The sequence below is a fragment of the Dyadobacter diqingensis genome, assembly GCF_024220585.1.
Classification (GTDB): domain Bacteria; phylum Bacteroidota; class Bacteroidia; order Cytophagales; family Spirosomataceae; genus Dyadobacter; species Dyadobacter diqingensis.
Window position 1 is genome coordinate 706,653 of sequence record NZ_JAMXKF010000004.1, and the last position, 22,462, is coordinate 729,114.

The 22,462-nt window shown below is 44.5% G+C and carries 21 protein-coding genes; 14 read left to right on the top strand and 7 right to left on the bottom strand.

The window, feature by feature from the left end:
- Positions 1 to 33: 33 nt before the first annotated feature.
- Positions 34 to 963 carry an alpha/beta hydrolase gene (locus M1L62_RS15235; protein WP_254560444.1) on the top strand — a complete coding sequence of 310 codons (930 nt, stop codon included), beginning with the start codon at positions 34 to 36 and terminating at the stop codon, positions 961 to 963.
- A gap of 21 nt (positions 964 to 984) precedes the next feature.
- Positions 985 to 1,485 carry a signal peptidase II gene (lspA, locus tag M1L62_RS15240; protein WP_254560445.1) on the top strand — a complete coding sequence of 167 codons (501 nt, stop codon included), beginning with the start codon at positions 985 to 987 and terminating at the stop codon, positions 1,483 to 1,485.
- Between the two features lie 23 nt (positions 1,486 to 1,508).
- On the opposite strand, the gene M1L62_RS15245 is transcribed toward lspA, so the two are convergent.
- Together M1L62_RS15245 and rluF are read right to left on the bottom strand one after the other, a co-directional pair.
- Entirely contained in the window at positions 1,509 to 2,759 is a 1,251-nt protein-coding gene (locus M1L62_RS15245; RefSeq protein WP_254560446.1) for a serine hydrolase, read from the bottom strand.
- Between the two features lie 42 nt (positions 2,760 to 2,801).
- Positions 2,802 to 3,545 (bottom strand): 23S rRNA pseudouridine(2604) synthase RluF, encoded by a 744-nt coding sequence (gene rluF, locus M1L62_RS15250; protein WP_254560447.1) that lies wholly within the window; start codon positions 3,543 to 3,545, stop codon positions 2,802 to 2,804.
- A gap of 136 nt (positions 3,546 to 3,681) precedes the next feature.
- Between rluF and M1L62_RS15255 the strand changes: the two genes are divergently transcribed.
- From M1L62_RS15255 to M1L62_RS15265, 3 genes are read left to right on the top strand one after another with little or no spacing between them, the layout of a single operon-like run.
- Positions 3,682 to 5,007 carry an acetylxylan esterase gene (locus M1L62_RS15255; RefSeq protein WP_254560448.1) on the top strand — a complete coding sequence of 442 codons (1,326 nt, stop codon included), beginning with the start codon at positions 3,682 to 3,684 and terminating at the stop codon, positions 5,005 to 5,007.
- A gap of 56 nt (positions 5,008 to 5,063) precedes the next feature.
- Entirely contained in the window at positions 5,064 to 5,882 is an 819-nt protein-coding gene (locus M1L62_RS15260; RefSeq protein WP_254560449.1) for a purine-nucleoside phosphorylase, read from the top strand.
- A 30-nt stretch (positions 5,883 to 5,912) separates the two neighbouring features.
- Positions 5,913 to 7,217, top strand: coding sequence for a Gfo/Idh/MocA family protein (locus M1L62_RS15265; protein WP_254560450.1), 1,305 nt, complete (start codon positions 5,913 to 5,915; stop codon positions 7,215 to 7,217).
- 71 nt (positions 7,218 to 7,288) lie between these two features.
- On the opposite strand, the gene M1L62_RS15270 is transcribed toward M1L62_RS15265, so the two are convergent.
- Together M1L62_RS15270 and M1L62_RS15275 are read right to left on the bottom strand one after the other, a co-directional pair.
- Complete coding sequence (locus M1L62_RS15270; RefSeq protein WP_254560451.1) at positions 7,289 to 7,645, bottom strand: hypothetical protein; 357 nt, start codon at positions 7,643 to 7,645, stop codon at positions 7,289 to 7,291.
- A gap of 185 nt (positions 7,646 to 7,830) precedes the next feature.
- Positions 7,831 to 8,157 carry a tetratricopeptide repeat protein gene (locus tag M1L62_RS15275; RefSeq protein ID WP_254560452.1) on the bottom strand — a complete coding sequence of 109 codons (327 nt, stop codon included), beginning with the start codon at positions 8,155 to 8,157 and terminating at the stop codon, positions 7,831 to 7,833.
- 137 nt (positions 8,158 to 8,294) lie between these two features.
- Here M1L62_RS15275 and M1L62_RS15280 point away from each other — a divergent pair, with 137 nt between their 5' ends.
- From M1L62_RS15280 to M1L62_RS15320, 9 genes are all read left to right on the top strand, one after another.
- On the top strand, positions 8,295 to 9,032 hold the full coding sequence (locus M1L62_RS15280) for an electron transfer flavoprotein subunit beta/FixA family protein (protein WP_254560453.1): 738 nt from the start codon (positions 8,295 to 8,297) through the stop codon (positions 9,030 to 9,032).
- A gap of 55 nt (positions 9,033 to 9,087) precedes the next feature.
- Entirely contained in the window at positions 9,088 to 10,053 is a 966-nt protein-coding gene (locus M1L62_RS15285) for an electron transfer flavoprotein subunit alpha/FixB family protein (protein WP_254560454.1), read from the top strand.
- Between the two features lie 275 nt (positions 10,054 to 10,328).
- Entirely contained in the window at positions 10,329 to 10,928 is a 600-nt protein-coding gene (locus tag M1L62_RS15290) for a bifunctional nuclease family protein (protein ID WP_254560455.1), read from the top strand.
- A 136-nt stretch (positions 10,929 to 11,064) separates the two neighbouring features.
- Positions 11,065 to 11,949 carry a cell division protein FtsX gene (locus M1L62_RS15295; protein WP_254560456.1) on the top strand — a complete coding sequence of 295 codons (885 nt, stop codon included), beginning with the start codon at positions 11,065 to 11,067 and terminating at the stop codon, positions 11,947 to 11,949.
- A gap of 42 nt (positions 11,950 to 11,991) precedes the next feature.
- On the top strand, positions 11,992 to 12,207 hold the full coding sequence (locus tag M1L62_RS15300) for a DUF3098 domain-containing protein (RefSeq protein WP_254560457.1): 216 nt from the start codon (positions 11,992 to 11,994) through the stop codon (positions 12,205 to 12,207).
- Entirely contained in the window at positions 12,204 to 12,983 is a 780-nt protein-coding gene (locus tag M1L62_RS15305; protein WP_254560458.1) for an undecaprenyl-diphosphate phosphatase, read from the top strand. The genes M1L62_RS15300 and M1L62_RS15305 overlap by 4 nt, the downstream gene beginning before the upstream one ends.
- A gap of 52 nt (positions 12,984 to 13,035) precedes the next feature.
- Positions 13,036 to 13,737, top strand: a complete 702-nt coding sequence (gene truB, locus M1L62_RS15310) for a tRNA pseudouridine(55) synthase TruB (protein WP_254560459.1) — start codon at positions 13,036 to 13,038, stop codon at positions 13,735 to 13,737.
- Complete coding sequence (locus M1L62_RS15315) at positions 13,734 to 14,669, top strand: bifunctional riboflavin kinase/FAD synthetase (protein ID WP_254560460.1); 936 nt, start codon at positions 13,734 to 13,736, stop codon at positions 14,667 to 14,669. Before truB ends, M1L62_RS15315 begins: the two co-directional genes overlap by 4 nt.
- Positions 14,670 to 14,811: 142 nt before the next feature.
- Complete coding sequence (locus M1L62_RS15320; protein WP_254560461.1) at positions 14,812 to 16,149, top strand: amidohydrolase family protein; 1,338 nt, start codon at positions 14,812 to 14,814, stop codon at positions 16,147 to 16,149.
- An 8-nt stretch (positions 16,150 to 16,157) separates the two neighbouring features.
- On the opposite strand, the gene M1L62_RS15325 is transcribed toward M1L62_RS15320, so the two are convergent.
- From M1L62_RS15325 to M1L62_RS15335, 3 genes are all read right to left on the bottom strand, one after another.
- Positions 16,158 to 17,210 carry an AI-2E family transporter gene (locus M1L62_RS15325; protein ID WP_254560462.1) on the bottom strand — a complete coding sequence of 351 codons (1,053 nt, stop codon included), beginning with the start codon at positions 17,208 to 17,210 and terminating at the stop codon, positions 16,158 to 16,160.
- Positions 17,211 to 17,437: 227 nt separating this feature from the next.
- The gene (locus M1L62_RS15330) at positions 17,438 to 19,132 is read right to left on the bottom strand and encodes a RagB/SusD family nutrient uptake outer membrane protein (protein WP_254560463.1); all 1,695 of its coding nucleotides are present in this window, start codon (positions 19,130 to 19,132) and stop codon (positions 17,438 to 17,440) included.
- Positions 19,133 to 19,142: 10 nt separating this feature from the next.
- A complete protein-coding gene (locus tag M1L62_RS15335; protein WP_254560502.1) occupies positions 19,143 to 22,070 on the bottom strand; it encodes a SusC/RagA family TonB-linked outer membrane protein in 2,928 nt (975 codons plus the stop codon).
- Positions 22,071 to 22,462: the final 392 nt, after the last annotated feature.

A 22,462-nucleotide genomic window follows, 5' to 3' on the forward strand; every position in this document is an offset into this window, starting at 1 on the left:
GTACTAACGCAAATCACTGAAAATCTTACGGATATGAAATTGATGTACTCAAAATTGAGCCGGACAGCCAAAACCATCCTGACGGCCACCGCAATAACAGTGAGCGCAGTGCACGCGCAGATTCCCGACCATATCAAAAGCATTTTCCCCGCCGGAACTGTCATGCATAATAACCTTGCTTATGCCGGTGATACGTTAAAACGGCATAAACTTGATATTTACCTGCCGGCCTCCGTAACAGGAAATGTCCCGCTGGTTATCTGGGTTCACGGTGGCGCCTGGCGGTTAAACGACAAGTTTGCCGACATGGGTTATATGAAAAATACGGTTAAATCATTCATTGATGAAGGTTATGCCTTCGCCAGCATAGACTATCGTTATAGCACCGACGCCATTTTTCCGGTACAGATCCAGGATTGTAATCAGGCGGTCAGCTGGCTTTATGCAAATGCTGAGCGGTACCATATCGACAAAAATAAAATTGCTCTGGTCGGATTTTCAGCCGGCGGGCACCTCGCGTCATTGCTCGCGCTCTCAAACAACAACAATGTCAGGCAGTTTTCACATGACGGCAAGCAGGTGCCATTCAAAATCAAAGCAGTTGTGGATTTTTATGGTCCGTCCAATTTCCTTGCTTTTACCCCGCCAACCGAGGCCGAAAACCCTGCTGACGAAATAGCCCGATTACTCGGGGCCACCATTCTGGAACGACCGGATTTGGCAACGTTGGCCAGTCCAACCACCTATGTTGACGCAAATGATCCTCCGTTTTTAATCTTCCATGGCGAAAAAGATGAGTCGGTACCATACACGCAATCGGTTTTGTTGCGTTCTTATCTTCGTCATGTGAATGTAAAAAGTGAATTAACTGTTGTTCCTAATGCGCCGCATTATGGTGAAATGTTTGATGTGGAGTCAAACAGAATTAAAATTTCAGCTTTTCTTAAGACACATCTTAAATAGCCGTTATCCTGAAATTTAAAAATGAATACGAAAAAAATTATTACCAATATCGCAGTCCTGTTTGTCCTCGTTGCCAACATCGGCTGCGACCAGATTTCAAAAAACATCGTAAGGCAGAAAGTTGATTATTATGAAAATATCAGCCTGATCAGCAGTTATTTTACATTAACGAAGGTTGAAAACACAGGTGCCTTTTTAAGTGTCGGAAGTGCCTTGCCTGAAACACTGAAATTTATCCTGCTGTCCGGAATTCCCGTTCTCGCCCTGGCATTTGGCGTAGGTTATATGTTTTTACGGAAGAATATTTCCAAAATGAGCATGCTTGCACTGAGTTTTGCCATCGGAGGTGGTATCGGCAATATTTACGACAGAATTGTACACGGCTCCGTAACCGATTTCCTGCATATCAACCTGGGAGTTGTCCAGACGGGGATTTTTAATATGGCCGATGTTTCGATCATGGTAGGCATGGGGTTGTTTTTGCTGCAATCCTTTACACAACGCGCTACGCTGGCGCGATAGGCTGACGTGCTTTTACTTTTCAGTTAATAGCGCATCCTGAATTTTGCCAGATCGGGAAGGAATTTCTTTTTTCTTTTGAGTTCTGTCTGATAAATAAGCTGCCCCAGATTTTTCATAAATGGATAACAAACCTCTTTGTACTCGTATTTTCCGTCGTTGTAAATCCCATCATCATTGGACTGCACCACAGCCGTCAGCAGAAACTCTACTTTGTTATCAAAATCAACAAAATAGGAATTATCAATAATGAAGCCGTAGGAATCTCCATACTTATTAAAAATACGGATATTGGGGTTTGGCTGGATATTCAGATCGGCCCCGTAAAAGAGGTACTTGGCACTCGTCGCCCAGTTTTCTTTAGGATCATATTTCGGATAATCACTCTCTGTCGGATACTTGCTCATGTAGGTATAAATAAGCTTATAATCATCGTCAGTCAGTTTAAACCGGTCCTTTTCAGGAAAAACTTCCGGGAACATCAGTTTTTTCATTACCGCCTGCTGATCCGTCATACTGAAAACATTGCGATTGGCCATGTTAAACGGTTTGTTCACCAAACGGTCCGAGCTATCCAGATAAGCCTTCCCCATCACGAGATTGGTTAAATCGATCGGATAATTTTCAGGATCGAATTTCCCAGGCTGTGCATATACCTGCTGCCCCTCATTGAAAAAAGTTATCGGATTTGTATGTCGTGAGGTTATTTCGGTGTCTTTAACGGCATATCTGTTCAGTATTCTGCTCGTTGTCAAACCATAATCTCTGAGCCGCCGGTTAAGCTCTGCCCGTCCGACAAATTCGTAAAGGCGATTGTAAGCATCATTGTCACTGACCAACAGTATTTTTTTGATATAATGTTCAATCGAAGGCAGGCCGTTGGCGGCAGTCGTGTCCTTTTCAACACGGCTTTGTTTATCAAAATCCGCCCCGGTGATCATCGCACTTGTTTTGTCCAATCCGGGTACTTTCAGTTCATTGATTTTTTCAAGCGCAAAAATCAACGTCGGGAGTTTTACCGTGCTTGCCGGGAAAAAATAATGATGGTCATCCAGGTTATAGCTGAACGTTTTAAAATGAGGGACATTATCCTTATCCCGGTCGATCTGCGTGTACAGGATCTGAACCTGCTTTTTCCCCGGGTCATCCAGGATCACCGAAAACAGCTCGTGTTTACTTTTAAGCAGCTTTTCAAGAAAAACCGTATCGGGTTTCTGAGCCTGTGAAGCCAGGCTCAATAAGATGAGTAAAGCGATAGCGTTAATTTTCAGGAGCATTTCAGAACTTGGACTAAACCCGACAGATTGTATTAAAATGAATTATTCCTCGTTCCAGTCTTCGGAATAAGACCCTTCCTCCGTTTTCGTTGAACTTTCAACGGCATCATTGATCTCTTTCAGTTCCTCCGCGGTCAGATTCCGCCACTTCCCGACCGGCAGATTTTCCATCGTTACATTCATGATCCTGACCCGTTTAAGTTTGGTGACACTATATCCCAGATATTCGCACATTCTGCGAATTTGTCTGTTCAAACCCTGCGTCAGAATGATCGTAAAAACATAACTGCTTTCCTTTCGCACAAAACACTTTTTCGTAATGGTGTCCAGGATCGGGACACCATTACTCATTTTTTGTACAAAATCAGGCTTGATCGGCTTATCAACCGTTACTACATATTCCTTTTCATGATTATTTCCGGCACGCAGAATCTTGTTGACGATGTCTCCGTCGCTGGTCAGGAAAATCAATCCCTCGGAAGGTTTATCCAGTCTGCCAATCGGAAAAATCCGTTCAGGATGTTTGATATAATCGATAATATTTCCCTTGATCTGGCGCTCAGTCGTGCAGGTTATGCCGACAGGTTTGTTAAATGCAATGTAAATACCGGCTTTTTTGGCTTTCAATGGTTTGCCGTCCACCAACACTTCGTCAGCATCGGTAGCTTTGTCGCCCAGTACTGCTTTTTGTCCATTCAGCGTTACCCGCCCCTGCTCTACCAGCCTGTCTGCCTCCCGCCGGGAACAAAATCCCGTCTCACTTATAAATTTATTTATGCGAATCAAACTGTACTTCTCTTGTTAATGAATGATGATTTCAAGTTGCAGGAATAAAGATTGCAAAAAAAATCGGATTGGAATCAAAGAAACCGCGACATTGGCTCTTTCTATACCAACGGTTAATTAAATTCAAATTATTCTTATGCAAAACACCATAAAATCTGATTTCGTGAGGCCCCGTCTTTACCTTTTAGTCTGTTTTCTCTGGCTTTCTCTGGCCAACGTCTTTGCACAGCCTGTCGAGCGTCCCGTAAAAATTCTGGTAGCGCCTGACCGCGAGGACTGGACTTACAAAACGGGTGATAAAGTCAAATTCACGATCTCGGTTTTTCAAAACGGAAACCCGGTAAAAAATGCGCCGGTCCGTTATGAAATCGGGCTTGAAAAAATGGAGCCAACGATTAAAGAAAGCAAAACCGCTGCGAACGGAACCATCACCGTGGATGCTGGGACGCTTAAATCGCCGGGCTTTTTAAGATGTGTCGCCTGGACAAACGTAGACGGCGGTGAATACAAAGGTTTAGCCACCGCCGGTTTTGAACCGCAGAATATTCAGCCGACTGTGAGTAATCCGGCAGATTTCGATGCCTTTTGGGACGCAGCCAAGAAAGAACTGGCAACCGTACCAATGGACGCTAAAATGACGCTATTGCCCGAACGCTGCACCGAAAAGGTGAATGTATATCACGTTAATCTTCAAAATTTCAGAAATAATGTTCGTTTGTACGGCATTTTAACGATCCCTAAAAAAGAAGGGAAATATCCCGCTTTGCTGAAAGTGCCCGGCGCAGGTGTGCGTGCTTATTACGGGGATGTGGCCATGGCTGAAAAGGACATTATCACCTTTGAAATTGGTATTCATGGTGTGTCAGTCATTATGGATCCGAGCGTTTACACGGACCTTGGGCAGGGGGCATTGAATGGTTATCCGAATTATAATCTGGACGATAAAGACCGGTTTTATTACAAACGCGTTTATCTGGGCTGCGTTCGGGCAAACGATTTCCTGACCAGCCTTCCGCAATATGACGGGACAAATCTGGCTGTAACCGGAGGTAGCCAGGGCGGAGCCTTGTCGATCATCACGGCCGGACTGGATTCAAGAGTTAAATGGCTTGGCGCATTTTATCCGGCGCTTAGTGATGTAACAGGTTACCTCAGCGGAAGAGCCGGTGGATGGCCGCACTATTTTGATAAAAACAGTGTAAAATTCAACAACACAAAGGAAAAACTGGCTACGGTCGGTTATTACGATGTAGTTAATTTTGCCCGCCGCGTGAAAGTGCCAGGGTATTACATGTGGGGATACAACGACGAAACCTGTCCTCCCACGTCCATGTATGCTGCGTACAACGTCACGACGGCGCCAAAAGATCTTAAACTTTATCTGGAAACCGGCCACTGGACCTATCCCGAAGAACGCGACCTAATGAATAACTGGCTGGTCAGTAAGCTGAAAGCAAAATAAACAGCCCACCCGATCATTCTCACATTCAATCACTCAATCATTCCACAATTGTCCCGATGTCATTTGAAGAAATAAAGGTTACCAGCGCATTTTTAAAAAAGTACACGGAAGACTATGCCCCTGAATATGGAATTATTCTGGGAACAGGGCTTGGTTCTCTGGCCGGTGAGATTGATGTAGCCTTTACCATATCCTATGCCGACATACCACATTTTCCGGTATCAACCGTCGAATCGCACTCGGGGAGATTGATTTTCGGGAAGTTATCCGGTAAAAAAATCATCTGTATGCAGGGCCGCTTTCACTATTACGAAGGTTATTCCATGCAGCAGGTCGTGTTTCCGGTACGGGTCATGAAAATGCTTGGTATCCATACATTGTTTGTCTCCAACGCCTCTGGCGGATTAAATCCTGATTTCAAAGTAAGCGACCTGATGGTGCTTCAAGACCATATCAGTCTGTTCCTGCCCGGCAATCCTTTGATCGGCCCAAACATGAACGAATTCGGAGACAGGTTCCCCGATATGAGCGAACCTTATGACCCGGCACTGATAAAAAGCGCACTGGATATTGCCAAAAAAAACAACATCCCGATACACGCGGGGACTTATGTGAGTGTCACAGGCCCGCAGCTTGAAACACGGGCGGAGTACCGTCTGCTCCGGCAGCTTGGCGCCGATACCGTCGGGATGAGCACCGTTCCGGAGATTATCGCCGCCAGACAAATGAACCTGAGATGTTTCGGGTTATCCGTTATTACCGATCTGTGCATTCCTGAAACACTCGAAAAAGCTGAATTCAGTAAAATTGTCGCAGCGGCAGAAAAAGCTGAACCCGGCATGACGCTGATCATCAAAGCACTGCTTAGTTTATAGATTCCTAACTTATACCTATCGACAAAAGTAATGGACCGTAGAAAATTCATTGAACAATCTGTGCTGGCAGGTGCGGCATTTTCTTCACTGCCACTCCTGACCTCGCTCAAAAGAACGACCCAATACAAAACGGCACTGATCGGATCGGGCTGGTGGGGAACCAATATTCTCCGCTGTGCCATCCAGGCAGGTGAATCCAAGGTGGTGGCACTTTGTGATGTGGACGAAAATCAACTTAAAAATACTTCGTCGGAAATCTCGAAACTAACCCCGGACAAACCGAAATTGTATAAAGATTTCCGGGAAATGCTCCTGAAGGAAAAACCCGAGATTGTTATCGTTGCAACACCCGACCACTGGCATGCCTTATGTTGTATCGCTGCCATTGAATCCGGCGCGCACGTGTATGTGGAAAAACCAATATGCCACACGATTCAGGAAGGCCGGGCCATGGTTAACGCTACCCGAAAATATGGCCGTATTGTACAGGTGGGTACGCACAGAAGGGTATCACCGCATAATGTTTCGGGAATGGAGTTTCTGAAATCCGGAAAGGCTGGTAAAGTTGGAATGGCCAGAGCTTTTGTCCATTACGGTGGTGGTCCCGGACAGAAAGTGGCGAACGAAGAAGTACCCAAAGGACTTGACTGGGATTTGTATTGCGGCCCGGCCCCGCTTGTTCCTTACAACAAAACCATTCACCCAAAAGGGTTTAGGAATTATCTGAACTTTGCCAACGGTACCCTGGGCGACTGGGGGATTCACTGGCTGGATCAGGTTCTTTGGTGGTCGGAGCAGAAATATCCTAAGAAAATTTATTCTACGGGCGGGCGCGCTATCCGGCAGGACAATACGGATGCTCCGGATCATCAGGTTGCCGTTTATGATTTCGACGGTTTTACACTCGAATGGGAACACCGGAACTTTGCTGCCAATCATGCGGAAAAAACCCATCCGCAGCAGGCTGTGGGAGTTTATTTTTATGGAACCGAAGGCACATTTCACATGGGCTGGCTCGACGGCTGGACATTTTACCCAACCAACCCAAACAAACCAATCATCCATCAAGATGCTCAGCTGAACAAACCGGATGACCAGAATATTCAGCAGCTATGGGCCAATTTCCTATCTTCTATCAAAACCAATACGCCTCCCGTATGCGAAATCGAAGTTGGGCAACGCTCCACAAATGTGGCCTTGCTTGGGATGTTGTCTTACAAACTGGGCAGAAGTATTGTCTGGGATGGTGAAAAGGAAATTATCCCCGGCGACGCCGAAGCAAACAAACTGTTGAGACGCGATTACCGCGGCGAGTGGAAATATCCGACCGTATAAGTAAGGACACGAAAAAAACCGGCTTAATGTTTCTTTAAAACTTTAAGCCGGTTTTTTTATTTTGTAAGCAGTTAGTCGATTTTAATGACCTCTGCCGGAATGTTATATTGTGTAATAATCTCACGTGTGAAACGGACATGACCGCGCGGCGCCATTAAATACAATTTAGCACCTTTCATTCCTGCCAATTCACTCAAAAGCTTCCATTTAGAAACACTTCCCCGAAGTTGATCTGTTTTCATGGACACTTCCAGATAATGTCTGTTGAACATATTCACACCTGTAACATCGGGCGTGAACTTCTCATTATCAGCAGCTCTTTCATACGACTTAGGTGTTTCAAAGCCTTCCATATTGGCTTGAATTTCCTTAAATCCATGAGCCTGCGCCCATTTAACAACCATGGGAATAAATGATTCCTTTTCCATAAATAACAATGAATGATTTTCTCCCCCGACCAACGGGGAAACTCAACGTAAAATATTAAAACTAAAAACTGAGAAGAGTGAAAGCGTCGTAACCTAAAATAGTCGCCAAACAAGCCACATTTCTTACCAATTAGGAAAACTACTACTTTTTGGGCAGACTACAAAATAAAATATTTTCAAAAGTCTTAATCTTCCAGCTCGTCCAGAAAAGAACGGTAGGCTCTGACTAATTCCTGATGTGTTTTCGTATTCTGCTTATCTAACGCCAGATCAATGCCTTTCTGATAAATTGACTCCGCTTTTTCATTTTTTTCAAGTGCTGCAAAGAATGCCCCAGCCGAATAATAGGTCGCCAGATAATCCGGATGCCCTTCCAATAATTTATTAAAATACAATTCGGCCTGTCCGGCATCGGTCTTCTGATATTCCAGGGCCAGCGCATATATATTGAACGGATCGTTGGGATCTTCCTCGTAAAAAGCAATCAGATTTTGAAGCAGTGAGTTTTTCATTTTAAAATATTGTTATGCTTGCATACTATTTAAGTTTTTCTGTATATTCGCCATTATAAATTAATTCTTAAAAAAATTATAACCAACGACTGTTTGTATCGCATCCGGGATGCATTCATCAACTTCTTACCTTAATCATGAAAATACTCGTATGTATTACCAATGTGCCGGATACGACGGCCAAAATAACTTTTACCGATAACGACACCAAACTTAATAAAGCTGGTGTACAATATATAATCGGACCTTATGATGATTACGCCCTTGCCCGTGCCGTTGAGCTTAAAGAGCAGCTTGGGGGATCGGTGACCGTGCTGCATGTGGGCGAGGCAGATGCAGATCCACAAATCCGTAAAGCCCTGGCTATCGGTGCGGATGATGCCATCCGTGTGAATGCGGAACCCCTGGATTCCTATTTCACAGCGGCACAGATTGCACATGTTGCAGCTGAAAATAAATATGACCTTATTTTGATGGGGCGCGAGTCTATCGACTTCAACAGTGGCGTTGTTCATGGACTGGTGGGTGAAATGCTGGGTATCCCCTCCTATTCACCGGTTATGAAACTGGATATCAATGGCACAACCGCCACCCTTGCACGTGAAATCGATGGAGGCAAGGAAACTTTGTCTGTATCACTACCGCTTGTTCTCGGCTGCCAGGAACCGATATCTGAGTGGAAAATTCCGAATATGCGCGGTATTATGACGGCCAGGACCAAACCTTTGAATGTTGTAGAACCTGTTTCTGGTGAAGTTTTGACATCACCGGAAAAATATTCGCTTCCGGCACCCAAGGGAGCCTGCAAAATGATCGCGGCGGCAGAAGCGGAAACGCTTATCAAACTGCTGAGAACGGAAGCTAAGGTGATTTAATAAACTTATTGACCGGATAACCTGATTTTTATCCAAAACTCAAAAATTGAACAACATGTCAGTACTCATATTTGTAGAATTAGATAACGGCGCTGTTAAAAAAACATCACTGGAAGCCGTGGCTTATGGCGCCGAAGTGGCAAAATTGACCGGAACGACGGCGACCGTCTTAGCACTTGGTAAGGCTGATGCCTCGTCCCTTGCTCAAACGGGTGCATTTGGAGCGGGTAAAGTCCTTCATGCGGCAGATGAAAAATTAACACATGAAAACAGCCTGGCTTATGCAGACGTTCTTGCACAAGCCGTGCAGCAGGAAAACAGTAAGATCGTGATCATATCCAAATCCGGACTTGGTGACGCCGTAGCTGCTCGCGCCGCTGCCAAACTGAAAGCCGGGATTGTGTCCGGTGTTACAGAGCTTCCCGTTATTAATGGAAGTTTTACCGTCAAGAGGAGCATCTACACGGGAAAGGCATTTTCTAACGTAGAAGTAAAATCGGATATAAAAATCCTGGTTGTAAAGAAAAACGCGATCGAAGCTGCTGAATCCACAGGAACTGCCGCGGTTGAAAGCTTCACCCCGGCGTTGCGCGACTCTGACTTCCAGGCCTCCGTCGGCTCGGTTGAAAAAGCCAGTTCTGAATTGTCATTAACCGAGGCAGATATCATTGTCTCGGGCGGTCGTGGAATGAAAGGCCCCGAAAACTGGCAGCCACTGCTCGATTTCGCCAAAGCACTGGGTGCCGCGACAGGCTGCTCCAAACCCGTATCTGATCTTGACTGGCGCCCGCACCACGAGCACATCGGGCAAACCGGTATCAAAGTAGCACCAAACCTGTACATCGCCTGCGGAATTTCGGGAGCTATCCAGCACCTTGCCGGCGTTAACGGATCAAAGTATATTGTTGTAATCAATAAAGACCCGGAAGCACCATTTTTCAAGGCTGCCGACTACGGAATTGTGGGTGACATTTTTGAAGTTCTTCCCAAGCTTACCAAGGCTGTTGAAGACCTCAAATAACCAATTGTTTTCGATTATAGCCCGTTCTGCATTTTTTTATGCAGGGCGGGTTATTTATTTTTGCATACCGAAACGTTTATGAAGTTAGGAAAATGTAAAATAAACTGTATTTTTATTGTTATAGTCTACTGATTAACAGTGCTATTTCGTTTAAATATAAGCTAAAAGTGCATTTTTGATAACCTGAGGCGGAGCGGAAGTATTCTTAGTACCCATTGCGCAAAATCACCAGAACTGTTTACAAAAACGTTGCGTTAGCCCATTAAAGTCCAAACGTGAAAAAAATTAAGTTAGAAATATTGGGGCTTTCCCCAAGCCAGTCTCAGGCCGGTTCCTTCGCTCTTGTTTTGGGTGAAGAATTAGGAAACCGACGTCTTCCCATTATCATTGGTGTCTTTGAAGCGCAGGCTATCGCCGTGCAGATTGAAAACATTGTTCCGAACAGGCCAATGACCCACGATCTGTTCAAATCTTTTGCGGAAGGAATGAATTATACCCTGAAAGAAATCGTGATTTCCGATTTGAAAGAAGGTATTTTTTATGCCAAAATCGTTTGTAAAGACAGTCTGAGAGAAGTAGAAATTGATGCACGTCCGTCTGATGCCATCGCCATCGGACTGCGTTTTGACATACCTATTTATACTTATGAAGCGATTCTTTCAGAAGCCGGCATCATTTCAAGTTCAATAACGGAGGATGAGGAAGAGGACGAAGAAGAAGCGATCAAGGAAACTTTACAGTCTCGCGGAAGCCTTACCGACCAGCTCAGAGACCTTTCCTATGACGAACTTCAGCGTATGCTTGACGATGCACTTTCCAAAGAAGATTACGAGAAAGCGGCAAAAATCCGCGACGAGATGGGGCGCAGAAACTAATAAGTTTCTTTTTCATTCGTTAAAAATAGTTAAGGTTGGTATCAAAAGGGTATCAATGTTATATTAATCATTATTTTTGCCATCATTACTTCATTCGAAAGTTTGAATAAACCCGGTTTGCGAAATATTCCTTTTTATGCCTAAAAAAAAGAAGAAGATTGGTAGTTATCCCAATGCAATGATTGTCATGAGTCTTACAGCCGCATTATTTCTGATCGGTTTTTGCGGACTTCTCGTTATTCAATCGAAAAAACTGGTCTCTATCATACGTCAGAATATTGAAGTAAGGGTATTTATCGAAAAGGCCGAAACCAAGGCCGGACAGGACTCTATCCTGACGGTTTTGAAAAGCAAACCTTACGTTTTGAATACACCTGAAACGCCAAACCCGATTACCTACGTCTCCAAAGAAGAGGCTGCAAAAGAATTTATCGAAGGCACGAAGGAAGATTTCACGGCATTTTTGGGCGAAAATCCTTTACGTGACAGCTATCGCGTAAAAATCGGCGAAGACTATTTCGAAGAATCGAAATTACAGCTTATCAAAAAAGATCTTGAAAAGATAAAAGGTGTTTACGAAGTCGTTTATCAGGAAGATCTGGCCGATAATATCAACCGGAATGTGACAAAAATATATGCGGTACTGGCCAGTTTCGCATTGATCATGCTGATTATTATTGTGCTTCTGGTCAACAACACCATCAAACTTGCCATTTACTCACAGCGTTTCCTGATCAGAAGTATGCAGCTTGTGGGTGCAACCAACGGCTTTATCCAGCGGCCTTACATTCTTCGTGGCGCTATGCAGGGAACCATTGGCGGCGTATTGGCAGGTGGTTTGCTGATCGGCTTGCAGCAGCTTGCCGTGCGCAATGTAGAAGGCCTGGCGATGTTACAGGAATATGACAAAATCGTTATCCTCGTGGCCGTAGTGCTTGCATTGGGTATTTTAATTGGAATAGCCAGCACCTATCAGTCCCTTGCCCGCTATCTGCGTATGGCTTTGGATGATTTGTATTAATTAAGACTGAAAATAAGATTATTGACTATCAACAAATAATTTATGAGCAACACAAAAAACAATCTTCCGTTTGCTGCATCAAACTACAAAATGATGCTGATCGGACTAGCCGTAATTCTTGGCGGATTTTTAATTATGAGTTTTGATACTGAAGAATTTGGTTTTGGTTTGCTTGGGTTAACCGTTGGGCCTGTGATCACGATCCTGGGTTTTATTATTGAGTTCTGGGCTATTTTACGTAAACCCGTTAATTCATGACCATCTGGCAGGCCATCATCCTAGCAATTGTTGAGGGAATTACAGAATTCCTACCCGTTTCTTCCACAGGACATATGATTATCGCTTCCTCGTTTATGGGGATCAGCCATTTGGAGTTTACCAAAATGTTTACGGTCAATATTCAGTTCGGCGCTATTCTTTCCGTTGTTGTATTGTACTGGAAACGTTTTTTTCAATCCACAGATTTTTACTTCAAGTTATTCGTAGCCTTTCTTCCGGCTGCGGTTCTTGGTTTTCTTCTCAATGATTTTATTGACTCTATGCTTGAAAATGTGATCGTTGTTGCGATTTCACTTTTAGTGGGAGGTATTGTTCTTTTGTTCATTGACCGTATCGCCAATGATACGACCAGAGAAAGAGAAATTTCTTATTTCGATGCTCTAAAAATCGGTTTCTTCCAGTGTATCGCAATGATCCCCGGCGTTTCCCGTTCTGCATCAACGATTATTGGCGGTATGCTTCAGGGACTTTCCCGCAAGCAGGCGGCTGAATTTTCATTCTTTTTAGCCGTGCCTACCATGGCTGCGGCGGGTGGTTATAAGCTATTGAAAACATACGATACCATTCAGGCTTCTGATATTCAAACATTGCTTATCGGCAATCTGGTTGCTTTTGTTGTTGCCATGCTGGCCATCAAATTTTTCATCAATTTCCTTACGAAATACGGTTTCAAGGTCTTCGGATATTACCGTATCATTTTGGGGCTTGTATTGCTGGCACTGTTGGCATCCGGTTATAAACTGGATATTGTTTAAAATTCATTGGGATTGGTTGAGGAGGATTTCATTTTAGTTAAAGCAGTATAGTTTGAGTAACGAGACTACCATACAAGACGAAGGGGAAGTTTTATTGATTGATAAACCGCTCAGATGGACCTCATTTGATGTTGTCAACAAAATAAAAAGGGCCTGTAAATACAATAAGATTGGTCATGCCGGAACTCTGGATCCCCTTGCCACCGGCTTGCTTATCTTATGTACAGGAAAGAAAACGAAGATCATTGATACCTATCAGGCACAGGAAAAAGAGTATACCGGCACTTTTGTTTTAGGTAAAACAACACCCTCTGTTGATCTCGAAACGGAATTCGATGCAGAATATCCCGTAGCCCATATCACAGCGGAGGTGCTTGAAAACGCCCGCAAAACGTTCCTGGGCTCCATCGAGCAAACTCCTCCGATCTACTCCGCGGTGAAGGTTGACGGAGAGCGTCTTTACAAAAAAGCACGCCGTGGTGAAGTTGCAGAAATCAAAAAGAGAACGGTTGAAATTTCACTTTTTGAAATTGACAGCACCAACTTTCCGGCCATTGATTTCAGGATCATTTGTTCAAAAGGCACTTATATTCGTAGTATTGTAAGGGATTTCGGTGTGGCAGCAGAAAGCGGAGCTTATCTGAGCGTGCTTTGCCGTACAAGAATTGGTGCGTTCGAATTGAAAGACGCTTCCAATCTTACCGATTTCATTTATAAAAAACGTGTTGAATTGAAGTTACCCGTTGACGAATGAATATATACCACAGCCTGGATTCCTTTCAGCGATTGGAATGCGCCGTCGTAACCAGTGGTACTTTTGACGGTCTGCATATAGGCCATAAAAAAATCCTGACCAGACTTAAAGAAATCAGCACACAGTCGGGTGGAGAGTCCGTGGTGATCACCTTTTGGCCACATCCGCGTTTGGTGGTGTCGGAAGACAGCCAGGATTTGCAGCTGCTTTCTACGATTGAAGAAAAAATTGAGCTCTTTTCTCAAATGGGAATTGAGCACCTTGCCATCGTTCCGTTTACCAGAGCATTTTCTGAACTTTCGTCGGATGATTTTATCCGCCAGATATTGGTTGATAAAATTGGCACCAAAAAACTGGTGATCGGTTATGATCATCGTTTTGGGAGAAACCGGGAAGGCAGTTTTGAGTTTTTACAAAAAAACGCTTCCAGTTACGGTTTTGAAGTAGAAGAAATCCCAAGACAGGACATCGAAGACCTGGCGATCAGTTCGTCCAGAATCCGCCACTCTTTGTTATCGGGTAATGTGGATGACGCGCAGCATTTGCTTGGACGCCCCTACTCGATCACCGGCATTATCGTCAAAGGAAAACAACTTGGGCGTACGATCGGTTTTCCGACGGCCAATATCCACTTACAGGAGTCTTACAAACTGATTCCCGCCAACGGCGTTTACGTCATTAATGCCTATCACCAGGGTGCGGCCTACAAGGGCATGCTCAACGTAGGTGTGCGGCCGACGGTCGACGGAACGTTCAGGACGATTGAAGCAAATCTGTTTGATTTCGATAAAGAAATATACGGCGAAGACCTCACGGTCGAATTCCTGCATTACCTTCGGCCGGAACAAAAATTCGCCGGCCTGGATGCTTTGATTCAGCAAATAAAAATTGATAAGGAGAGCTCGCTGAATTTCTTCAAAAATCAGCTTTAAGTTTTTTTCCGATCATTGTAAACCCCGTATCAGACATAAAAATCTGATCCGGGGTTTTTATTTGTGCTGATCTGCGTTATTTTACCTGCTGATTGCACTTTGGTATAATTATAATGCTTATCCTGAAAAAACTTCCTGAACCATGAAAAAGCTTTCACAACTCTTACTGCTCCTGACGGTTATCTCCGTTCACGCCAACGCGCAGCAGGGTAATCTGATATTGATCAAACATGCAAATCTGATCGACGGAACCGGGGCCGCGTCGAAACCGAATACCGATATCCTGATCAAAAATGGAAAAATCATTTCCATCCAATCCGGATTGAAGGAAAAGGATGCCGTTGTTATCGATTACAAAGGCAAAACGATCATCCCCTCGCTCATCAGCGCGCATATACACATTGGCACGCTGAAAGGAAATACGGCCGCGGCGGAAAACTATACACGGGAAAATATTTTGCGGCAGCTTAAAAGATATCAGGATTATGGCGTGAATACCGTGCTTACCATGGGTACGGACCGCCCTTTGATATTCAACGGATTTATTGATTCAACGCAGGCGGGATTATTGCCCGGTGCAAGATTATACTCAGCCGGTTACGGGTTCAATACCCCGGACGCGGCACCGGCATCCTGGATGAACCTCCTGATCAGGCCCACATCCGCTGCACAGGTGCCCGGGCAAATCGCCGAACTGGCCAAGGTAAAACCTACTGTTGTGAAAATGTGGGTGGATGACCATGGTGGAAAAGCGGTAAAAATCACACCTGAAATTTACAAGGCCATCATTACGGAGGCACATAAAAAAGGGATTCCGGTGGCCAGCCATTTGTACAATCTCGAAGACGCTCGTTCCCTGACAGAATCAGGTCTGGATATGATGGCGCACAGCATCCGTGACAAGGAAATTGACGCAGATCTTCTGAAAAAGATGAAAGAAAAAGGTGTTGCCTATATCCCGACACTGTCACTCGATGAATTCGCCTACATCTACGCCAGAAAACCGGAATGGGTTGATGAGCCTTTTTTCCAGGCTGCATTGGAACCGGGCGTTTATGAAATGATCGTATCTAAGAAATATCAGGATCAGGTCAAAAATTCTCCCGACTTTGACAGGAACATGAATGGCTTCAAAATCGCGCTGATCAATGTGAAGAAAATCCATGACGCAGGTATCCTTGTGGCGTTAGGAACCGATTCCGGTGCTTTCCCGATTCGTGCGCAAGGCTTTTCAGAACACCTGGAACTTGAATTAATGGTGCAGGCAGGGTTAAGTCCGATGCAGGCCATCACGGCGGGAACAAAAAATGCTGCGAAGGTCCTGAAAATCGACAAAGCGTACGGAACGCTGGAAAAAGGAAAAATGGCTGACTTTATCGTTCTGTCCGACAGTCCAGAAAAAAATATCCGCAATACCCGAAAAATAGAATCTGTCTGGAAAGACGGTAAGGAAGTGAGCAGCGGACCAATATCCAAATAATTTTGGGTTCAGGCTTTTTCCTGATTATTCTTTAACGGTGGTTTGTCATCCAACAAAATAGCCAGCGGACGCCAGGAAGGTATCTTGTCTGAAATGATTTTCAGGATTCCGATAATCGGAGGTGTCAGGATCAGTCCGGCACCTCCCCACAAAATTCCTCCTGCAATCAGCGATACTAACATCATCAGCGTATTGATTTTTAGCCGGTGCCCAACAGCACGTGGGAAAATCACGTTGGCTTCCAGATACTGCACAATGGTAAAAATCGCCACCACGCCCAGAGCTTTCGCCGGGCTATCGGTTAGCGCCAAAGCAACCGGAACCGCACCACCAATGAGTATCCCGACATAAGGAATCATGGTAAGGATCGACGCCAGAAATCCAAAAAACATCGCATTGGGAATTCCCAGTACGACCAGCCCCACCGTATTCATAATCCCAACGAACAGGTACACGATAGCCATTCCTTTCACAAATTCATAAAAAGTAGTGATGCTTTCATGCAGAATTTCGTGGCACATCATCCTGTGTTTTAAAGGAACTGCACTCATTAAAGCGGCTACCAATATTTCCCGGCTAGCCAGAATCAGCGCCACAAACACGGGAATGATAACCAGCGTAGCCAGTGCAGAGGCTGAAAATGACATAAATGATCGTAACATACCGGCAAGCGACGATAACACATCGGTTCCCAGCTGTTGTAAATACAGATCCTGCCTCTCCTTCGAAATTGAAAACTGATCCGTCATAAACTGTCTGAACTGTTGATTGGCTATCTGAAGCTGATCGTTAATGATCTCTTTCTGATTCGCCAGCTCGGCAATGCCAATAACGGCCACGGCAGTCAGCAGGCCGACAAATGCCAAAAGTGCCAGCAAGCAGGCCGTTATGGCCAATGATCGGGGCCAACCCTTCTTGTCTTCCAGCCAGCGGCATAACGGGTAACAGGCGAAACTTATCAAAAAGGAGAAACACAAGGGTATGAACAGCGCCCTGCCTACATACAGCAGTGCAGTCAAAAAACCCAGGGCTACTATCCATCTTGTTAAGTCGCGCTTCATAATAGAGTTCTCCGTTTTTAATATCTTTCAGGCCATAAAAACTGATGATAAAATATCACTTTTTATGATTTTAAAATCAACTGTTTTACCAAATTCGTCACCTGTTGAAATTATTACTAAGTATACCAAAATTCCTTTCCTAATCATAAACAAAAAGAGTTTTGCGGAAAATTTCCGCAAAACTCTTTTTGTAAATAACTGAAAAGTATCAGCTCAATCGCCGGATATTAATAACCCGTATTCTGCTTCATATAACCCGGAAGGTTTGAAGCTCCGTCGATTGCCGTTTGCGGAATCGGGAAAATACGTTTGTGAACATCGGTGTTTGTTTTTTCCGTCCATGTGCCTTCATACTTACCGAAACGGATCATGTCAGTACGACGCACCATTTCCCAGTACAATTCAAAACCTCTTTCACGGAACAATAGATCAAGCGTGATAGAAGTCAGTGCAGGTGCAGGCGTGGTCGATGTTCTCGCAGCTCTCACGGTGTTCACATCAGCCAGGGCCGTTGCATCACCGGCACTTTTGCGCAACTTCGCTTCCGCACGCATCAGATAGATATCAGCCAGACGCAAAATTGAAATATCTGCCTCACCTTTGTTTCTACCCGTATCAGACACCCGGCTGAACTCATATTTCTCAACGCGATATCCGGAACTGTAACCACTGCCAGCCGTTGTAAAGTCAATTTTCTCTGTGAAAATTACCGGCAAGTCTGCACGGTTACGGCTCAGGTTTGTCAGTTTACCAATTCTGAGTTTTCCATCAGGGCATCTTAAAAATGCTCCGTTTACACGTACCGCACCATATTGCTGTCCGCGAAGAATCCCACGGTTAACTTTGTAGCTTGCATCCGTAATACATGTATCCGCCGGGTTTGAATAAGCCGACATATTTTCCTGATAAAAACGCGGATCACGTTTTGGATCAACAGTACCATAGGCCTGAACCCAGCTCTGATAAAAATCGGAAGTAATTGCAGGACCATCTGTACCATTTGCCGCCGGGAAAGCCGCCAAAGGAAACTGATCACCGGAAAGCGAGAAGTAAGCAAGACGGTTGTGACCGTTAAGGTCAGGGCGCTGATCAACGGCAAAAATCAATTCTGAATTATCATGATTTGCATTCCCGAAAATCGAGAAATAATCAGCCGATAATTTGTAATCGCCCAGCGCGATGATCTTATCCGTGTACTCGATTACCTTGTCCATATCACCGCTGGCAAAAGTAAACTGAGCTGCGTAAATATCACGGTACACGGCTGCATTAAGATATAATCTTGCCAAAAGTCCCCAAACTGCCGCCTTGGTTAACCTTCCCGGACCTACCGCTGCTTTATTCTGCACAAGCGGTTCGATCGCAAGCAATTCTTTTTCGATATAGGAAACCGCCTCGGCACCACGAACAATCTTAGAAGGCGTTCCCGGATCTTCTTTTACGAAAACAATCCCGAACAAATCCAGCGTCATCAGAGAATAATAAGCTCTCATCCCACGTGCCTCAGCCAGAAACAATGCCGAGTTGGCATCCTTGGCCGTAGCCAGCGTTGTAATCGCAGTAACGGATCTCGAAATACTCTGTACAAGCTGGTCCCAGGTAGCTTTGATGTTGGGATCGGTACTGGTAGAGTTGTGCGCATGCAGAGCCAAGTAGATACCGTTATCACCCCAGTCTGTACCTCCGCGGTAAGGCAAAATCGCCTCGTCCGTAGAAATTTCCTGTAAAGCGAAATAATTGGTATGCTTATGAAGCTCAGGCAAAAGCGCATAAACCGGCGCAATAAGTCCATTCGCAGTCTGTTCGTCCGTAAGTGTTGAACCCAACGTTTCGTCCAGCACTTGTTCTTTCAAATCGGTACAGGCATTGGTAATCATCAGCATGCTTGCAACCGTCAGTATGATGGGTAATTTCTTATTCATTGTCGTAAGATTAAAAACCAATATTTAAACCAAAAATCACCGTCTTCGCTTTTGGGTAGCTCAGGTAATCGATACCGTAAGAAGTGATACCGTTGATCGATCTGTCGTTGTTCACCTCAGGATCGTAGCCGTTGTATTTGGTGGCAACAAACAAGTTCTGGCCAGTGATCGAAACACGGATCGTTTGGACCCACTTATTGATTCCCAAAGCAGTTGTGTTCAGGTTGTAACCCAATGCAAGGTTATTCAATCTTAAAAACGCGCCATTTTTCAGGTAACGTGTCGATACAGGAGCCGAGTTGCTTGTTGATTCTTCTGCATTCGCAAAGGCCTCAGGTATCACGTTAAGTCCTTTTGACAATCTCAGCTTATAGAAATTGGAGTTGGCCGTGTTGTCGTAAAGCTTGTTTCCTGATACACCGTTGAAGTTGGCAGTAAGGTCAAATCCTTTGAAACCGATGTTTCCGCTGAAATTGTACATTTTGGTAGGAAGTGCAGAACCTGCCGCAACGCGATCCTTATCCGTGATGATGCCATCACCGTCCACATCTCTGAATTTGCTGATACCTTTATCATCAAAGCCGATAAACTCTTTCAGATAGAACGTACCGATAGGTTCGCCGCTGATATAACCATTGATCGTTGCAGACGTAAGTCCTGATCCCTGGGCAGATCCCGATGGAATTACCGAATAAGGAGAATTTTTAACATTGTTTTTGATAAAAGTAATGTTACCCGCCAGCCCAAATCGTATGCCGTTCGCAAGCGATTTTCTATACGCAAGGTCGATTTCTGTTCCTTCATTGATGATTTTCATATTGTCAACGTTAGTCCAGAACGTACCGGCGGGCTGTACCGGATCGGACGGAATTACTTCCAGAAGTATTTTTTCTGATGTTTTTCTGAAATAGTCAATCGATCCGCTCAATGCTCCTTTGAAAAGGGCAAAATCAATACCTAAGTCGGTTTGAGCCGAAGTTTCCCACTGAATGTCCGGGTTTGCCAAACGGGCATAAGTCGTTCCGCCAAAATAAGCACCGGCATTGAATAAAGGATAAGTTGTTTTGTCCGTAATGGTTGAAGTAAACAACGCCTGGGTGATTTTGGAAGGAATTTCTTGGTTACCGGTTTGTCCCCAGCCTGCACGGATTTTCAGATCGCTGAACGCAGATGATTTAAGGAAGTTTTCCTCAGAAAGTCTCCATCCCAAAGAGAACGAAGGGAAAACCCCGTACTTGTTATTGGCACCAAATTTCGAAGAACCATCCACACGAACCGTTGCCGTTACCAGATACTTGTCTTTGAAGGCATAATTAACCCTTGAAAAGAATGACTGCAATTCGTTCAGCGTGGCCTCTCCCGTTGGTCGGTTGTTAAGCAGGCTGATGTCTTGTCCGGTACCCGGGTTGTAGATAGGTTCTACCCCACCCACCGGAAATTTGTTGATGCTGTAAGTTCTTTTTCGCAACGATATTTTCTGATAAGAATGACCCGCCAACGCAGAGAAGTTATGATTATTCTTGTCGATGGTATAGGTGATATAGTTTTCGATCAGTCTGTTGCTGTTTCGTACGTCCCTGGTTTCTAAACGACCATCCTGAAAAGGCACCTTATTGGCGAGCGATTGGAGATCCTGCGTCGAAGTTGAGTTATCGATACCAAAATTAAGCTTATAGACAAGGCCTTTGATAATCGTCACCGAAGGAGAAATATTACCGATCACACGATTTGTCGTCGTAAGGTCCTTTTCCAATGCCAGGGTAATCAAAGGGTTGGTACCATCTACATATTGGAATGGCTGACCTTTGTCATCGTATGCCGGATAAGTTGGATTTGCCGAAATCGCCGCACCGATCATCCCTTGTGCAGGACGCAGGTTCTTGGTATTGGTCGCGTTAAGATTGATATCCAGACTAACGCGGTCATTAAGCAACTTCTGGTTCAGGTTAATTCTACCGGTATAACGGTCAAGATTACTGTTTTTAAGAATACCTTCCTGTTTTTGCAAACCTACCGAAGCATAATACGTCAGCTTGTCGGTTCCCCCGCCCAGTGATATGTTATGATTTTGCGTAATGCCGGTACGGGAAATTTCCTTTTGCCAGTCAGTATCACCTTTTCCATCGATCAGCGTACCGCCTAACTTGGTTACCTCGGTACGGAATTCATCTGCTGACAAGATATCCAATGGTCTTGCCATTTTTGAAATTCCAAAACTGCCTGAGTAATTAACGGTTGCCATACCGGACTTACCCTTTTTGGTTGTGATCAAAATAACTCCATTCGCGCCTCTTGCACCATAAATCGCCGTTGCAGACGCATCTTTCAAAACATCAATGGACTCGATATCCTGTGGGTTTAAAAAGCTAAGCGGGTTGGTAGATCCACCCGTGCTGCTGTTGTCCAGCGCAAGGCCGTCCACGACAAACAGCGGCGTACTTCCCGTACGAACCCCGCCTGGACCACGAACAGCGATACTAACCGTACCACCCGGTTCTCCGGTTGCAGACGTTACGTTTACACCGGCCACTTTTCCCTGAAACAACTGTTCAGGAGAGTTGATAATCCCCGTGTTAAATTCAGAGCTTTTTAGCGATTTAACGGATCCGGTAATATCCTTTTTAGCAGTACTACCATAACCTACCACAACAACTTCACTCAAATCGGAAGCCGATTCTTTCAGCGTCACTTTAACAGAACTGTTGTTTGACTCGGTCAGTAGAAAATCTGTTACCGATTGTTTTTCAAAACCAATGTAGCTGAAATCAATGGTGTATCTTTTACCCGCTTCAAGGGCACTGAAGGTAAATTCTCCTTTTTCGTTTGTCGTCGTACCTTGTTTGTTACTTCCGTCTGTTCCCGCTATCACTACTGTCACACCGGGAAGTCCCTCGTTGTTGGCAGTAACTACCTTTCCACTCAGTGGAATGTCTTTCATTGTCCTTACAGACAAATAGGAACCGTGCCGCTTATTTTCAGAGAGTGTGCCCGCATTTGCGTTCAGGCTTAACACCGCAGTGAAGGACAAAAAGCAACAGCAGATACCTCTTTTGCTGACTAATAGAGTTTGTCTCATAATGTGGATTATTTGATTTTAAAGATTGATAATAAACTATTCAGGAAGGGTTTGTATACCGTATGAGTAAGATTGTATACCAAAATTACAAATTGTATTATTGATATAAAAAATATAAAATAGCTTACACCCCAATGCAAACGTTTGAAATTTTTTGCAAACGTTTGAAATAAATCTTTTGTCTGAAAAGAAAGTATTGAGAACCAGGTCAGGTTGTTGTAATGAAGTAAATAACTCAATCCGTTTGTATTCAA

What these genes read in the sequence shown, in the direction of transcription:
- M1L62_RS15260 (WP_254560449.1), top strand. Translation starts at nt 5,064, where the DNA reads ATGTCATTTGAAGAAATAAAGGTTACCAGCGCATTTTTAAAAAAGTAC.
- M1L62_RS15265 (WP_254560450.1), top strand. Translation starts at nt 5,913, where the DNA reads ATGGACCGTAGAAAATTCATTGAACAATCTGTGCTGGCAGGTGCGGCA.
- M1L62_RS15255 (WP_254560448.1), top strand. Translation starts at nt 3,682, where the DNA reads ATGCAAAACACCATAAAATCTGATTTCGTGAGGCCCCGTCTTTACCTT.
- M1L62_RS15270 (WP_254560451.1), bottom strand. Translation starts at nt 7,645, where the DNA reads ATGGAAAAGGAATCATTTATTCCCATGGTTGTTAAATGGGCGCAGGCT.
- M1L62_RS15330 (WP_254560463.1), bottom strand. Translation starts at nt 19,132, where the DNA reads ATGAATAAGAAATTACCCATCATACTGACGGTTGCAAGCATGCTGATG.
- M1L62_RS15275 (WP_254560452.1), bottom strand. Translation starts at nt 8,157, where the DNA reads ATGAAAAACTCACTGCTTCAAAATCTGATTGCTTTTTACGAGGAAGAT.
- lspA (WP_254560445.1), top strand. Translation starts at nt 985, where the DNA reads ATGAATACGAAAAAAATTATTACCAATATCGCAGTCCTGTTTGTCCTC.
- M1L62_RS15315 (WP_254560460.1), top strand. Translation starts at nt 13,734, where the DNA reads ATGAATATATACCACAGCCTGGATTCCTTTCAGCGATTGGAATGCGCC.
- M1L62_RS15280 (WP_254560453.1), top strand. Translation starts at nt 8,295, where the DNA reads ATGAAAATACTCGTATGTATTACCAATGTGCCGGATACGACGGCCAAA.
- M1L62_RS15335 (WP_254560502.1), bottom strand. Translation starts at nt 22,070, where the DNA reads ATGAAAGACATTCCACTGAGTGGAAAGGTAGTTACTGCCAACAACGAG.
- M1L62_RS15305 (WP_254560458.1), top strand. Translation starts at nt 12,204, where the DNA reads ATGACCATCTGGCAGGCCATCATCCTAGCAATTGTTGAGGGAATTACA.
- M1L62_RS15295 (WP_254560456.1), top strand. Translation starts at nt 11,065, where the DNA reads ATGCCTAAAAAAAAGAAGAAGATTGGTAGTTATCCCAATGCAATGATT.
- M1L62_RS15320 (WP_254560461.1), top strand. Translation starts at nt 14,812, where the DNA reads ATGAAAAAGCTTTCACAACTCTTACTGCTCCTGACGGTTATCTCCGTT.
- M1L62_RS15245 (WP_254560446.1), bottom strand. Translation starts at nt 2,759, where the DNA reads ATGCTCCTGAAAATTAACGCTATCGCTTTACTCATCTTATTGAGCCTG.
- M1L62_RS15325 (WP_254560462.1), bottom strand. Translation starts at nt 17,210, where the DNA reads ATGAAGCGCGACTTAACAAGATGGATAGTAGCCCTGGGTTTTTTGACT.
- M1L62_RS15285 (WP_254560454.1), top strand. Translation starts at nt 9,088, where the DNA reads ATGTCAGTACTCATATTTGTAGAATTAGATAACGGCGCTGTTAAAAAA.
- M1L62_RS15300 (WP_254560457.1), top strand. Translation starts at nt 11,992, where the DNA reads ATGAGCAACACAAAAAACAATCTTCCGTTTGCTGCATCAAACTACAAA.
- M1L62_RS15235 (WP_254560444.1), top strand. Translation starts at nt 34, where the DNA reads ATGAAATTGATGTACTCAAAATTGAGCCGGACAGCCAAAACCATCCTG.